This window comes from Fusobacterium necrogenes (assembly GCF_900450765.1).
Classification (GTDB): Bacteria; Fusobacteriota; Fusobacteriia; order Fusobacteriales; family Fusobacteriaceae; genus Fusobacterium_A; species Fusobacterium_A necrogenes.
This window is the reverse complement of the sequence record NZ_UGGU01000003.1, coordinates 1,000,233-1,015,047: the sequence shown is the minus strand read 5'-3', so window position 1 is coordinate 1,015,047 and position 14,815 is coordinate 1,000,233. Positions and strand designations below refer to the sequence as shown.

The 14,815-nt window shown below is 29.3% G+C and carries 13 protein-coding genes and 1 pseudogene; 4 read left to right on the top strand and 10 right to left on the bottom strand.

Features of this window, described 5'->3' with window-relative positions; all coding sequences use genetic code 11:
* Positions 1–9: 9 nt before the first annotated feature.
* The 7 genes from rlmD to pnp form a co-directional block, all read right to left on the bottom strand.
* Positions 10–1,362, bottom strand: a complete 1,353-nt coding sequence (gene rlmD / locus DYA59_RS05070) for a 23S rRNA (uracil(1939)-C(5))-methyltransferase RlmD (protein ID WP_115270002.1) — start codon at positions 1,360–1,362, stop codon at positions 10–12.
* The gene (locus tag DYA59_RS05065; protein ID WP_115270000.1) at positions 1,362–1,622 is read right to left on the bottom strand and encodes a hypothetical protein; all 261 of its coding nucleotides are present in this window, start codon (positions 1,620–1,622) and stop codon (positions 1,362–1,364) included. Before DYA59_RS05065 ends, rlmD begins: the two co-directional genes overlap by 1 nt.
* A 2-nt stretch (positions 1,623–1,624) precedes the next feature.
* Positions 1,625–2,566 carry a 16S rRNA (cytosine(1402)-N(4))-methyltransferase RsmH gene (rsmH, locus tag DYA59_RS05060; protein WP_115269998.1) on the bottom strand — a complete coding sequence of 314 codons (942 nt, stop codon included), beginning with the start codon at positions 2,564–2,566 and terminating at the stop codon, positions 1,625–1,627.
* 52 nt (positions 2,567–2,618) lie between these two features.
* Positions 2,619–2,876, bottom strand: coding sequence for a YggT family protein (locus DYA59_RS05055; RefSeq protein WP_115269996.1), 258 nt, complete (start codon positions 2,874–2,876; stop codon positions 2,619–2,621).
* A 15-nt stretch (positions 2,877–2,891) separates the two neighbouring features.
* Complete coding sequence (gene pgsA / locus DYA59_RS05050; protein WP_115269994.1) at positions 2,892–3,425, bottom strand: CDP-diacylglycerol--glycerol-3-phosphate 3-phosphatidyltransferase; 534 nt, start codon at positions 3,423–3,425, stop codon at positions 2,892–2,894.
* A 24-nt stretch (positions 3,426–3,449) separates the two neighbouring features.
* The gene (rimO, locus tag DYA59_RS05045; protein WP_115269992.1) at positions 3,450–4,787 is read right to left on the bottom strand and encodes a 30S ribosomal protein S12 methylthiotransferase RimO; all 1,338 of its coding nucleotides are present in this window, start codon (positions 4,785–4,787) and stop codon (positions 3,450–3,452) included.
* Positions 4,788–4,999: 212 nt separating this feature from the next.
* A complete protein-coding gene (gene pnp, locus DYA59_RS05040) occupies positions 5,000–7,099 on the bottom strand; it encodes a polyribonucleotide nucleotidyltransferase (RefSeq protein WP_115269990.1) in 2,100 nt (699 codons plus the stop codon).
* 224 nt (positions 7,100–7,323) lie between these two features.
* On the opposite strand from pnp, the gene DYA59_RS05035 reads away from it, so the two are divergent.
* Positions 7,324–9,624: a patatin-like phospholipase family protein gene (locus DYA59_RS05035; RefSeq protein WP_115269988.1), complete on the top strand. Its 2,301-nt coding sequence runs from the start codon at positions 7,324–7,326 to the stop codon at positions 9,622–9,624.
* Between the two features lie 81 nt (positions 9,625–9,705).
* Here the strand turns inward: DYA59_RS05035 and DYA59_RS09680 are convergent.
* The 3 genes and pseudogenes from DYA59_RS09680 to DYA59_RS05030 form a co-directional block, all read right to left on the bottom strand.
* A pseudogene (locus DYA59_RS09680) lies at positions 9,706–9,777 on the bottom strand (IS3 family transposase); the annotation flags it as partial.
* Between the two features lie 89 nt (positions 9,778–9,866).
* On the bottom strand, positions 9,867–10,049 hold the full coding sequence (locus DYA59_RS09675) for a hypothetical protein (protein ID WP_407918895.1): 183 nt from the start codon (positions 10,047–10,049) through the stop codon (positions 9,867–9,869).
* 232 nt (positions 10,050–10,281) lie between these two features.
* Positions 10,282–11,904, bottom strand: coding sequence for an ABC-F family ATP-binding cassette domain-containing protein (locus DYA59_RS05030; RefSeq protein ID WP_115269986.1), 1,623 nt, complete (start codon positions 11,902–11,904; stop codon positions 10,282–10,284).
* A 154-nt stretch (positions 11,905–12,058) separates the two neighbouring features.
* Between DYA59_RS05030 and DYA59_RS05025 the strand changes: the two genes are divergently transcribed.
* Genes DYA59_RS05025 through efp form a run of 3 tightly spaced genes read left to right on the top strand, consistent with a single transcriptional unit; the run spans position 12,059 to position 14,738 of the window.
* On the top strand, positions 12,059–13,018 hold the full coding sequence (locus DYA59_RS05025) for an NADH:flavin oxidoreductase (protein ID WP_115269984.1): 960 nt from the start codon (positions 12,059–12,061) through the stop codon (positions 13,016–13,018).
* Positions 12,999–14,162, top strand: a complete 1,164-nt coding sequence (gene earP, locus DYA59_RS05020; protein ID WP_115269982.1) for an elongation factor P maturation arginine rhamnosyltransferase EarP — start codon at positions 12,999–13,001, stop codon at positions 14,160–14,162. Before DYA59_RS05025 ends, earP begins: the two co-directional genes overlap by 20 nt.
* A 12-nt stretch (positions 14,163–14,174) precedes the next feature.
* Entirely contained in the window at positions 14,175–14,738 is a 564-nt protein-coding gene (gene efp / locus DYA59_RS05015) for an elongation factor P (RefSeq protein WP_115269980.1), read from the top strand.
* Positions 14,739–14,815 lie beyond the last annotated feature (77 nt).

The following is a 14,815-nucleotide window of genomic DNA, read 5'->3' as shown; positions in this document are numbered from 1 at the left end:
ATCTCTCTCCTATTTGTAAAATCTTCCAACTACCTCAATATGAGAAGTTCCTGGAAACATGTCTACAGGCTGAACTTCATCTATTTTATATCCTAATCTACTTAGAATCTCAGCATCTCTTGCAAAAGTAGATGGGTTACACGATATATATACTATTTCTTTTATACCATTTTTTGCTATTTTTATCAAACTTTTTTCTTCGACTCCTTTTCTAGGTGGATCAAATATCACAGAATCTATTCTTTTTTTAGAATTTAGAAGTTCCATAATTTTATTTTCTACACTTCCATTTATAAACTCTATATTTTTTATTCTGTTCTCTTGGGCTGTTTTTATTCCATCTAATGTAGCAGCTTCTACTAACTCTATTGCATATACCTTTTTTGCTTTTTTAGAAAGAATCATAGCAATAGTACCTGTTCCAGAGTAAGCATCTACTATATATTTATTTTCTATATTAAAAAAATAATCTATGGCTATTTTATATAATTTTTTTGTCTGTGTTAAATTTATTTGAAAAAAAGATCTAGGGGATATATTAAAGTTAATTCCACTTATTTCCTCTTTTAGATTTTTTTCTCCCCAAATAAAGATGTTTTTCTCTCCTAGAGCAAAATTAGTTCTTTTATTATTTAATGAAACATATATAGATTTTATTGAAGTTATTTTATTTTTTAGCTCCATTAAAATATCCTTATATCTTTTTTCTACTTTAGTTGCATTAATAATAAGAACTACCATCGCTTCTCCTTTGGAATTTGTTCTTACCATTATATGTCTAAGTATCCCACTATGTTCTTTCTCATCATATACAGGAACTTTCTCTCTGTTAAGGATTTTCTTTAACTCTCTTATAATTTCATTTCCTAATCTTGAGTTTAAAATATTTTCTTCCACTTGGAACACATCATGAGATTTTCTTTTAAAAAATCCTGTGATTATTTCTCCTTTATATTTTGAAAAAGGTTCTATTATCTTATTACGATAATGATATGGATCTTCACTTCCTATTACATCTTTAACTAGAATATCTAATTTCCCTATTTTTTTCATTACATCTTCAACCATAGCTTTTTTATACTTTAGTTGAGCTTCATACTTTAACATTCCAAAGTCACAACCTTGAAAATCTTCAAAGGAAATTTTAGTAATATCCTCTACTCTCTCTTCTCCAGCAGAGATTATCTCCTCTATAAGTCCTCTAGCATAAGTTTTCTTTACAGATATAATTTTTATTTTTAAAGTATCTCCAGGAACAGACATAGGGACAAAGATAGCAAAATCATTATAATATCCCAAACCTTCTCCACCATTAACTATTTTTTCTATCTTTATTTCTATTATTTTTCCTTTTTTTAACATTATTTTTCCTCTATCTTAAAAAATTCTATATCTTGAGAAATTGACATCTTTTTCTTTTCTCTCATTTCATTTCCAATTTTTTCTAAATCCATGATAGAGTCATACTCTATCTCTTTTTTAGAAAGTTCTTTTAATAGTTCATCATAGATTTTTCTATCTTCTTTTAGACTTAAATCTATTTTTGAAACTTTTATAAGTAAGGCTCCATGTAATATCCAGATAGATATTATACTTATCAGAAGTATGCTTAAATTTTTCAATTTTATCCTATCCTTTCAACCACTCTAAGTTTTGATGAATGAGCTCTATTATTAAATTCTATCTCCTTTCCAGCAGGTACTATTGGTTTTTTTGTGATCAATTTTATTTTAGCTTTCCAACCACATACACATATAGGAAGTCCCGGAGGACATTTACAGGAGGTAGCTAGGTCTTTGAATTTTTTTTTAACTAATCTATCTTCAAGTGAATGAAAAGTTATTATTCCTAGTCTTCCTCCTATTTTTAATGAATCTACAGCTTTATCTATTGCTTTTTCTAAAACTTCTAATTCTCTATTTACCTCTATTCTTATAGCTTGAAAAGTTTTTTTAGCTGGATGTTTTTGAGCTCTTTCAAGATAAGCTCTTTTTATTATTGTTACTAATTCTCCTGTTGTTTCTATCTTTTTTCCTATTCTAGATTCACAGATAAATCTTGCTATTTTTCTAGCATTTCTCTCTTCTCCATACTCAAAAATTATTTTTGCTAATTTTTCTTCTGGATATTCATTAACTACCTCATAAGCTGATAAAGGATTACTTCTATTCATTCTCATATCAAGTCTTGTGTCATATCTATATGAAAATCCTCTCTCTGGGTCATCTAATTGAGTGGATGATACACCTATATCCATAAGTATTCCATCTACTTTATCATATCCAGCCATGTAAAGTACCATATCTAGGTTCTCAAAATTATTTTTAAAAACTTGCCATTTCTTTCTATATTTTTCTAATCGTTTTTTTGCAAAGTCTATAGCTTGTTGATCTTGGTCTATAGAGATAAGATGCCCTTTCTCAGAAAGTTCTTTCAGTATCCCTTCCGAATGTCCACCACCACCGAGGGTACAATCTAAATATACGCCATTTTTATCTATTACTAAATTATCTATACACTCTCTATATAAGACAGGTATATGATATTCGCTCACGATATCTTCCATCTCACACTCCTAATCTTATTTTACAAAAAGAGAGAAGCTAAAGCTTCCCTACTTAAAATATCAGCATAAAAATTAATTTTCTTAAAATTATAAAAAAGAAATATGCTATAATTGGAGAAATATCCATTCTCATATTTCCCATAGGTATAAGCACTCTAAAAGGTCTTAATATTGGCTCTGTTGTATTATATACCAAATCTGTAAATCCATTTCTTGACATAGGTGCTAGCCAAGATAGTATAACTCTTATGAGTATAAGAGTATTTATAACTGTAATTAATAAGTCTACTATTCTTGCTATTAAAATCATAATTGATACCTCTTTCTACTTTGAATTTAAAAAATAATGCTTTGCCTTAGATGTGTACTCCCAACCTGACCAAAGAGTTAGAACTACTGGGATTAACATCATATAAAAATTGTAAATATTTCTTCCAAATAACATCATTATAAGAATGACAATCATTTGACTAGTTGTTTTATATTTTCCCAATTTTCCAGCTGGAATAACTTCACCTTTAGCAGCAGCTAGCATTCTTATACCACTTATTAAAAATTCTCTAGCTATTACAACAATAGACATCCAAGAAGGAATATAACCTAGATCTACAAAAATAACTAAAGCTGAAATTACAAGGACTTTATCAGCTAAAGGATCCATTATTTTTCCAAAGTCTGTAATTAAATTATGTTTTCTTGCTAAATACCCATCGAAAAAATCTGTGAGTGAGGCAATCACAAATATCATGAAGGCTATTATTCTATATGTGAATCCTCCAATATCCGAAAATTGAAGAAAATATATAAAGGGTACGGCAAGTATAAGTCTTAAAAATGTTAATTTATTAGGCAAATTCATTTTTATGCTCTCCTTTGATTAAAACTATTTTTCATTCTCTACTATTGGACCAACAAAGTCATATTCAAAATTTTGTTCAAATTTTACCTTTACTATTTCACCAGGTTTTGCTGTTCCATCTGTTGTGAGAACTTTTCCATCTATTTCTAGAGCCTGTCCTCTTGTTCTTCCTTCTAGTAAATATTCGCTTTCACTAGATATTCCATCTATCATTACTTCTATCTCTTGCCCTAGAAGTCTTTTATTTTTTCTCTCAGCTATTTCACTTTGTAAATTTACAAGTTCTGAATATCTTTTTTCCTTTACCTCCTCAGGAATTTGATTTGGTAAGTTATAAGCCACTGTATCCTCTTCTCTCGAATACTTGAATACCCCTACATAATCAAATTTAAATTCTTTTACATAGTCCATTAACTCTTGAAAATTTTCTTCAGTTTCTCCTGGGAATCCAACTATAAGAGTTGTTCTTATGGTAGCTTCTGGAATAGCTTTTCTTATTCTAGTTAAAACATCTTTTACCTGTTTTCCACTTTTTGCTCTTGCCATATTTCTCAAAATATTATCAGAAACATGTTGAATAGGTACATCAAAATATTTACAAATTTTTTCTTCTGATTTCATAACCTCTATAAGTTCATCTGTTACATATTCTGGATGCATATAATAAGTTCTAAGCCATTTTAGTCCCTCTATCTTACATAGCTCTTTCATTAGAGAAGCTAGTTTTTTATCTCCATATAAATCTATTCCATACTCTGTTGTTTCTTGTGCTAATAGGTTTATCTCTCTTACCCCTGAATCTACTAGTTTTTTAGCTTCTTTTACAATATCTTCTATTGTTCTACTCCTTAGTTTTCCTCTCATTTGTGGGATTATACAATAAGTACAAGCTTTATTACATCCTTCTGAGATTTTTAAATAAGCAGTATGTGAGGCTGTTGTTAGAAGTCTATCTGTATTAGCATTTGCCAAAAATGTCATACTTCTTGTTTCAACAACTTTCTTATTTTCTAAAATTTCGTCTACTACTTTTTCTATTTTATCTATATCTCCGGTTCCAATTACTGCGTCTACTTCTGGAAGTTCTTTTAAAATTTCTTCTGAATATTTTTGTGCTAAACATCCTGCAACAACTAATTTTTTTAAATTTCCTGTCTCTTTAAATTCACTAATTTCTAAGATAGTCTCTATTGATTCCTCTTTAGCATCTCCAATAAATCCACAAGTATTTACTATTACTATATCAGCTTCTGATATTTCACTTGTAAGTTCCATTCCTTTTCTTTTTGATAAAATTCCTAAATAGTGTTCACTATCTACTAAATTTTTACTACAACCTAAGCTAATTAAAGCTAATTTCATCCTCTGCTTTTCTCCTTACTAACTATTTTAGTTTTAAAAGAAAAATTAAAGAATAACGAAGATTGAAAAGAATATTAGAGTAACTTAGCTAAAGCGAACACTAAAAAATACAACTGTTTGAGGCATAGCCGAGTTTTGTATTTTTAGTGAGGTAAGCTTTAGTTACTCTTTATTCTTTGAACGAAAGTTATTCTTAATTTTTCTTCCAGTTATTATACTCTTTTTTTACTTAAACTAATTTTTCCATTATCAGTAGAGATAACTTTTACATCGAATATATCTCCTACTTTTAATACATCTTCTACCTTCTCTACTCTCTCTTGAGAGATTTCAGAAATATGTAAAAGTCCCTCTTTACCTGGTAATATTTCCATAAATGCTCCAAATTTTTGAATACTTACAACTTTACCAGAGTAAACTTCTCCTACTTCTATATCTTTTACAAACGAGTTAACAAGTCTTATAGTTTCATTTAAAGCTACCTCGTCTTTGCAGAAGATAGAAACCTTTCCATCATCATCTATATCTATAGTAGCTCCTGTCTGATCTATTATTCCCTTAATATTTTTTCCGCCAGGCCCTATTAATACAGCTATTTTATCAGTAGATATATTCATTTGATAAATTCTTGGAACATTTGATTTGATAGGTGTTGGTGTGGGAATAGTATTATTCATTAACTCTAAGATTTCATTTCTAGCATCCAAGGCTTGTTTTAATGCTATTCTCATTATCTCTTCTGTAATTCCAGTAATTTTTATATCCATTTGAAGTGCAGTAATTCCATTTTTAGTTCCTGCTACTTTAAAGTCCATATCTCCTAAATGATCTTCAAGGCCCATAATATCTGTTAATACAGTGAACTCATCTCCCTCTTTAATAAGTCCCATTGCTATTCCTGCTACATGCTCTTTTATAGGTACTCCTGCTGCCATAAGTGATAGAGAACCACCACATATAGATGCTTGAGATGATGAACCATTAGATTCTGTAATCTCTGATACAACTCTTATTGTATATGGGAACTCCTCTTCAGATGGTATTACATATTTTAATGCTCTTTCAGCTAATGAACCATGTCCTAACTCTCTTCTTCCTGGACTTCCCATTCTTCCAGTTTCTCCAACTGAATATGGTGGGAAGTTATAGTGTAAATAGAATTTTTTATAATACTCTTTTTCTAAATCGTCAACTAATTGTTCATCCTCTTTTGTTCCTAAAGTAGTTACTACAACAGCTTGAGTCTCTCCTCTTGTAAACATAGCTGAACCATGAGGTATTGGTAAGCAGTTTACCTCTGCAAATAGAGGTCTAATTTCAGTAGTTTTTCTTCCGTCTACTCTATGTTTGTGGTAAAGGATAGCATCTCTTACTAATTTTTTCATTAAATCATGATAGTATCCTTTGAATTCTATTAAGACATCTTCAGGAATCTCTACTTCCTCTCCCTCTCCATAGTTCTCTACTTTGAAAGTTTCTAATAACTCTTCTTCTAATGAATCTACTGCTTCCTCTCTATTTTTCTTACCTAATGTAAGTACAGCAGCTTGAAGTCTTTCCATTCCTCTTTCATCTATAAAGTTTTTAACTAGTGGCATAACCTCTGGTTTTACAAACTCTATTTTCTCTTTTCCAATTTCTTTAGCAAAAGCTTCTTGGAAATCACAAATCTTTTTGATATTTTCATGAGCAAACATTATAGCTTTAAGCATAGTTTCCTCATCTAATTCATTAGCTCCAGCCTCAACCATGTTGATAGCTTCTCTTGTTCCAGCAACAGAAAGTTCTAATTCACTTGTTTCTAGCTCTTCTGGAGTAGGGTTTAATATAAACTCTCCATCTTTATATCCTATTACAACTCCAGCTACTGGGCCTAAAAATGGTAAGTCTGATAACATTAAAGCCATTGATGAACCAATTATTCCTAAATAATCTGGTGTATTTTTCTCATCAAAAGAAAACACAGTATTTACTATATGTACATCGTAGTTAAATCCATCTGGAAACATTGGTCTTATAGGTCTATCTATAAGTCTTGCTGTAAGTGTTGCATTGGTCGATGGTTTTCCCTCTCTTTTATTAAATCCTCCAGGAAATTTTCCTGCTGCGTAAAATTTTTCTATATAGTCAACTGTAAGTGGGAAAAAATCATTTTCCTTTCTTGGCTCCTTACTTCTATTTACTGTACTTAGTAAAACAGTATCTCCATATTGAACCATTACAGCTCCACATGACTGTCTTGCTATTTTTCCAGTAGAAAATGTAAGTGTTCTACCAGCTAATTCCATTTGAACTTTTCTTTCGTCAAACATAATTCCTCCTAATATTAAATTTTAGGATTAGGAAGTAAATAATAAGGAGCAAAGAAACAAATTTATATTTCCTTACCTCTTACTACTTAATCTTCCCAATCTTATTTTTTAAATTATTATATCATTTTTAACATTAAAAATCAAATTTTACCTAAGTCTTTTATTTTTTTTAAAAAATTGTTATAATAGAATAAGTTGGAATTTTTTAGTTATAAGGAGGAGGAATGAAAAAAACTACTTCTATATACTTTTTACTTTTATTGCTCTTTTTCATATCAATAGAGAGCTTTGGTAAGAGTATGAATATAACCTCAAAAGAGGATGTTGAAATAAAAAAACTTCAAGAGCAGATAAAGGTTCTAGAGAATAGAATTATACAACTAGAAGAGATTAAGAAAAATAAACTTACTAAAAATAAAAAGGATTTGAAAATAGGACTTGCTCTCAGTGGAGGTGGAGCTAAGGGGCTTGCTCATATAGGAGTTTTAAAAGTTTTAGAGGAGTTAGGAATAAGGCCTGATTACATTTCAGGAACAAGTATGGGGGCTGTAATTGCTGCTCTTTATTCTACTGGATATTCACTTGAGGAGATTGAAGCTATTTTAACTAAAAGTGATTGGGATAGTTTTATTAACGGAACGTTTCTAGACCATAAAATTCCACTTGAAAAGAAGGTTATCAATAAAAAATATGCCTTATCTGTTAGGTATGATAATAAATTTAACTTTTCACTACCTAAGGGATTTGGAAATAATCAGTTACTTTATTTTGAATTAAAGAAGCTTCTAAGTAGTGTTGGAGATATTAAAAATTTTGATAACTTACCTATTCCTCTTAGAATAATTACTACTGATTTAAATACTGGAGATGCGGTAGCTATGAGTAGTGGGGATTTAGCAAAAGTGGTTACTGCTAGTGTAGCTATTCCAACTGTATTTGATCCCGTAGAGATAGATGGACGGCTTTATGTGGATGGTCTTGTTTCAAGAAATTTCCCAGTTATTGATGTAATTAATATGGGAGCTGATATAGTTATTGGAAGCGATGTAGGAAATGAGGTAAAGGATAAGAAAGATTATAATATAATAAGCGTGCTAAATCAGCTTGTAGCTATACAGAGTGCATCTTCTACTAATGAACAAAAAGAGTTGACTTCGATTTTGATATCCCCAGATGTTTTGATGTACTCAGCAACGGATTTAGATAAAGGGAATTTATTTATTAAAAAAGGTGAGGAAGCTGCTAGAAAGCAGATTGAATATTTGAAAGATTTAGGTAATACTAGTGTTGTTGAAAAAAAGGTTTTTGAAAGACCTGATACATTGATAATAAGAAATATCAAGTATAAAAATGAAATATCTGAAAAAAATAAATTAATTGTAAATAGCACACTTGATAAGATTTTAAATAGAGAAATAACTTTAGATGAGTTAGAGAGTTATATGTTAAAAGTTTATGGAAATGATATTATAAGTCGTATTTACTATGAGCTAGAAGGAGATACTTTAGTAGTAGATGTGAACATAACTCCTAATAATTCTTTTGGTGTAGGTGTAAATTATCTTACAGGTTATGGCACTACATTTGATGTTGGAACTACTCTTACAAATTTTGGTAAGATAGGAAATAACACTCTTGTTGATTTACAAATAGGAGATTATCTAGGAATTAATTTAAAAAATTTTGCATACTATGGTTATTCAAATAAAATAGGAATTTTTGCAAATATAGGATATAATGAAAATCCATTTTTTATATATGATGGAAATGAAAAAATCTCTGACTCATTAATTAAAAGCGTAGATTTTGAAGCAGGAATACTTACTCAGTATAATAATCAATTAACGGCCTCTTATGGGCTTAAAACTTCTTATAATGAGCTTGAACAGAAGACAGGTTCTTTTAATTCTGAAGATATTGAGTATTCTAAAAATTATAACGGAGCTTTTGCTAGAGCTATATTTGATACACTTGATTCTAATGAATTTCCTAGCTCTGGAGTTAAGTTAAACTTTGAATATAGCTGGGAGGGAAGTTTTGATAAATCAGGATCAAATTTCTATGGGCCATTGTATACATTTGATGGATATCTTCCTTTAGGAAAGAAATTTGTTTTTAACTATGGACTTTATGGAGGGGTCATATCTGGAGATGAGGTTACATCAATAGATAAGTTCATAAGACTTGGTGGAACTAAAAATAATTTACAAAATAGAGATTTTGCTTTTTATGGTTATAACTATCAAAGAAAACTTGTAGACGAGTTTTTAATAGGAAAGCTTGCAATAATTTATAAATTAGACTCTAATCTTTATTTAAGTACGCGTTGGAATATTGGGACATATAGTGATTTGCTTTCTGAAAATTATTCTAATGGAAGAAAAATTTGGAAGGATTATTCGCAAGGATTTGGAATTGCTCTTACATATGATAGTATTTTAGGTCCACTTGAATTTTCAGTTTCACGAGCTAATGAAAAAGGAGATATTTTATCGCAAATAAGTATTGGATATATTTTTGAGTAGTTCATATCTATAAATAAAAGTCTTTTTGATAAAAAAGAGCAGCCTATATTGTAGTGAACACTCTTTTTTAGACACTATTATTTAATTATTGATTAATAAGGATTGACTTTTGTATTCTGCAGGTGTTAATCCTTTTAATTTTATTTTTATTCTTTATCTAAATTATTTTTTCTTGACAGACTTTGAATTATATTTTTTCTTCATAATCTTTTAATATAAAAACTATGTTGATATTGTCAAGTTTAATCACTATGAAATGTTAATTTTTCTATCTTTTTATTACTACTAAATACTTTATCTAACATATCTATTATTTGATTTGAATTAGAAGATGACGATATATTATACGAAACTATATACTTCCTACAAGTATCTAATATTAGAGATAAGTATATTTTAGTTCCTCTTAAATTAAATTCTGTTATATCTGTAAACTATTTTTTATTTGCTTTATTTGCTTCAAATTCTTTTCTAAATATGGTTGTCAGTGATTTTTCAAATAGTTCCTTGATAAGATGAACATTTTCTTCTGTTAATTTAGCCATAAAAAACTACACCCTCCATCTTAGATATTTAAGAAAGAGGGGTTACTACATATCTGCTCTTTTTTATTTTTTTAACTGCGATTAAAATAGAACTAAAATTAAAAAGTGTTATTTATTCAGCATAAAGTTCATCAAGTTTGGCTTGAATTTTTTCATCTTCTAAATACTCGTCATAAGTCATAGTTTTATCTAAAATTCCATTAGGAGTGATTTCAATAATTCTGTTAGCTATTGTTTGAATAAACTCATGGTCATGAGCTCCAAATAAAATTGTTCCTTTGAAGTTGATTAAAGCTTTGTTTAATGATGTAATTGACTCAAGATCTAAGTGGTCATTAGGATTGTCAAACATAAGTACATTAGCATTAGTAAGCATCATCCTAGCTATCATACATCTTACTTTTTCTCCTCCAGATAAAACTGAACAACTTTTTAATGTTTCCTCACCAGTAAATAACATTCTACCTAAGAATCCTCTTACAAAAGCTTCGTGTTGGTCAGGAGAATATGGTCTTAACCAATCGATTAGATTTAAATCTTTATTTTCAAAAAATTTAGTATTATCCTTTGGCATATATGCTTGGCTAGTAGTAACTCCCCAAGTGTAGCTTCCAGAATCTGGTTCCATTTCTCCACTTAATATATTTAATAAAGTAGTTTTAACAATATCATTTTTAGCTAAGAATACAACTTTATCTCCAGTATAGATAGTGAATGAAATGTTATCTAATACCTTTACTCCATCTACTGTTTTAGTTAGGTTTTCAACTTTAAGCATGTTATTTCCAGCTTCTCTCTCTTGCTTAAATTCAACAAATGGATATTTTCTATTAGAGATTTGCATATCTTCAAGTTGTAATTTATCAAGTAATTTTTTTCTTGAAGTAGCTTGCTTAGATTTAGATGCATTAGCACTGAATCTAGCAATAAACTCTTGTAATTCTTGTCTTTTTTGCTCAAGCTTTTTATTTTTAGCAGAGATAAGTTTTGTCATAAGTTGGTTTGACTCATACCAGAAGTCATAGTTTCCAACATACATTTTAATTTTTCCATAATCTATATCTGTGATATGTGTACATACTTTATTTAAGAAGTGTCTATCGTGAGATACAACTATTACAGTAGTATCATCTAAATCCATTAAGAAATTTTCAAGCCAAGTTATAGCTTTAATATCAAGTCCGTTTGTAGGCTCATCTAATAGTAGTACATCAGGATGTCCAAATAGAGCTTGAGCAAGTAATACCTTAACTTTTTCTGGCTCTCCTAACTCTTTCATATATTTATGATGTAAATCAGTACCAATTCCTAATCCCATAAGTAGAGTTTCAGCTTCTGTTTCAGCTTCCCAACCATTGAGTTCAGCAAACTCTCCTTCTAACTCTCCAGCTCTAATACCATCTTCATCAGTGAACTCTTCTTTAGCATATATAGCATTTTTTTCAACAATGATATCCCATAATTTTTTATGTCCCATTAAAACCACATCTAAAACTTTATCCTCTTCATGTGCAAAGTGGTTTTGGTTCAGAACTGCCATTCTTTTATTTTTATCAAAAATTACCTCTCCCTCAGTAGGCTCTAATACTCCTGAAAGGATTTTTACAAATGTAGACTTACCAGCACCATTAGCTCCTATAAGTCCATAACAGTTTCCAGATGTAAACTTGATATTTACATCTTCGAAAAGTTTTCTACCAGAAAATCTCATGCCTAGATTACTAGTTGCTATCATTTAAATAATTCCTCCTTATTTACTCTTAAAAAATTTCATAATATTATATCATTTATTTTATAGGTTTACAATACTATTAAAAAATATATTGAGTTTTTTTAAGTTTTAGCATATAATATAACCTGAATGCTTAAAATAATTTAAGGAGAAAAAAATGCCGTCTATATTTGATAAATTTAAAATAAAAAATATAGAATTAAGAAATAGAATAGTTCTTCCACCACTTGTAAGATTTTCTATTATAGGCTTAGATGGTTATGTTACAGATGAGTTAGTAGATTGGTATGAAGAGGTTCTTTGTGGTGGAGTGGGATTCGTGATAGTTGAAGCTACAGCTGTAAGTGAGGATGGTAAGCTTAGAGAAAATCAGCTTGGAATATGGAATGACTCTTTTATCTTTGGACTTAAAAGAATAGCAGACAAATGCCATGAATATAATGTTCCTGTACTTATACAGATACATCATGCAGGGTTTAAAGAAAAAATAAAAGATATAGATAAATTTATCCTTGATGAGATTTTAGAAAAATTTAAATTAGCTTTTAAAAGAGCAAAACTTGCAGGTTTTGATGGAGTAGAGATACATGGAGCCCATACCTATCTTATCTCTCAGCTTAATTCAAGACTATGGAATACTAGAGATGATGAGTATGGAGGAAGCTTTGAAAGAAGAATGTATTTTTCAAAAAGATTAATTGAAGAAACAAGAGAGTTATTTAATGATGATTTTATATTGGGATATAGAATGGGAGGAAATGAACCAGAGCTTTCTGATGGGATAGAGATAGCTAAGTATTTAGAGGTTTTAGGTGTAGATTTAATCCATGTTTCTTCTGGAGTTCCAGACCCTAAATATACAAGAAAAGAAAAAATTGATGTACCTAAAGATTTTCCACTTGATTGGGTAATTTATATGGGAACAGAGATAAAAAAACATGTAAATATTCCTGTTATTGGAGTGAGAAATATAAAAAAGGAGAAACAAGCAAGCTGGCTTGTAGAAAATAATCTTCTTGACCTTGTAGCTGTTGGAAGAGCTATGATAGCTCGTCCAAATTGGGTAAATGTAGCTAGAAAGGAGTATATTGCTAGAAATGGAATTAAAAACTCTTGATATATTTTGTGAGATTATAGATAACTATGGAGATATTGGAGTAGTTTATCGTATTGCTAAGGAATTAGATAAAGTTTTTCCCAATTCAAAAATAAGAGTGTTTCTTAATAGAATAGAAGAATTTAAGAAAATAAACTTTCAAGTGAAAGATATTCCGTACCAAATAATAGATGGAATAGAGTATATAACTTTTGATTATGTACAGAAAAAAGCAAAAGAGCTTTCTACATCTCAAGTTATTATAGAGGCTTTTGGTTGTAAGATACCAGAGGAATATATGGAGATAGCTTATGAAAATTCAGAATTATTAATTAATTTAGAATATCTCTCAGCAGAGGATTGGATAGAGGATTTTCATTTACAAAGTTCTCCATTAGGAAAAGGGAAATTAAAAAAAGTTTTCTTTATGCCTGGATTTACAGAAAAATCTGGAGGAATAATAATTGACTCTAATTATCTAGAGAAAATAGAAAAGATTAGAAAAAATAGAGCCTTTTATACTAAAAAATATCTTGGTAATATTGAGAATAAAGATAAAAAAATAGTAGGGACTCTTTTTTCTTATGAGAAAAATTTTGCAACACTCTTTGAAGAGTTAAGAAGTTTAGATAAAGAAGTGGTTATTCTAGCTATGGGAGAAAAGACACAGAAAAGTCTAAAAAATTTTTTTAAAGAAAATTTAATAGAGGACTTTAGAAATTCTTTAAAATATGATAAAATAGAGATAAAATTTATGGAGTTTCTGAATCAAGAGGAATATGAAGAGTTAATTAATATAGTTGATTTTAATTTTGTAAGAGGAGAAGATTCTTTTATTAGAGCTATTTTGACAGGAAAACCTTATGTATGGCATATTTATTGTCAAGAAGATTATATTCATATGAAAAAGATTAATGCTTTTTTAAATAAATATAAAAGAATAGTAAAAAAATTTTCAGACGAGGATTATTTGATAAATATTGAGAAGTTTTTTAAAGATTATAATTTTAGAAAGGAAAATAACATGGAGCTTGGAAATGAAAGTTATCTTTATTTTTTTGAGAACCTTGCTAAGATAGAGTACTATAATACTATCTTTAGAGATTTTCTTATACAAAAATGTAATCTTATAAATAAATTAAAAGATTTTATAGAAAAATATTGAGGAGGTTTACAAATGAAAATAGCTCAAGAGTTAAGGGCAGGAAGCACAATCAAGATTGGAAATGATCCATTTGTAATTTTAAAATCTGAGTACAACAAATCAGGAAGAAACGCCGCTGTTGTAAAATTTAAAATGAAAAATCTAATATCAGGAAATATTTCTGATGCTGTTTATAAAGCAGATGACAAAATGGATGATATCAGACTTGATAAAGTAAAAGCAGTTTATTCTTATCATGATGGAGCATTCTATGTTTTTTCTAACCCAGAAACTTGGGATCAAATCGAACTTAAAGAAGAAGATTTAGGAGATGCTTTATACTACTTAGAAGAAGAAATGGAATTAGAAGTAGTTTACTATGAATCTACTCCAGTTGCAGTAGAGTTACCTACTTTCGTAGAGAGAGAGATAGTTTATACTGAGCCAGGATTAAGAGGAGATACTACTGGTAAGGTATTAAAACCAGCTAAAATCAACACAGGATTTGAAATTCAAGTTCCTCTATTCGTAGAGCAAGGAGAATGGATAAAAATCGATACTAGAACTAACGAATACGTAGAAAGAATTAAAAAGTAGTTAGTAGATAAAAAAGGGAAAATTTTACGATGAATTAATATTGCATTAGGCAGTAGTAATTTGATGTAAAACTTTTC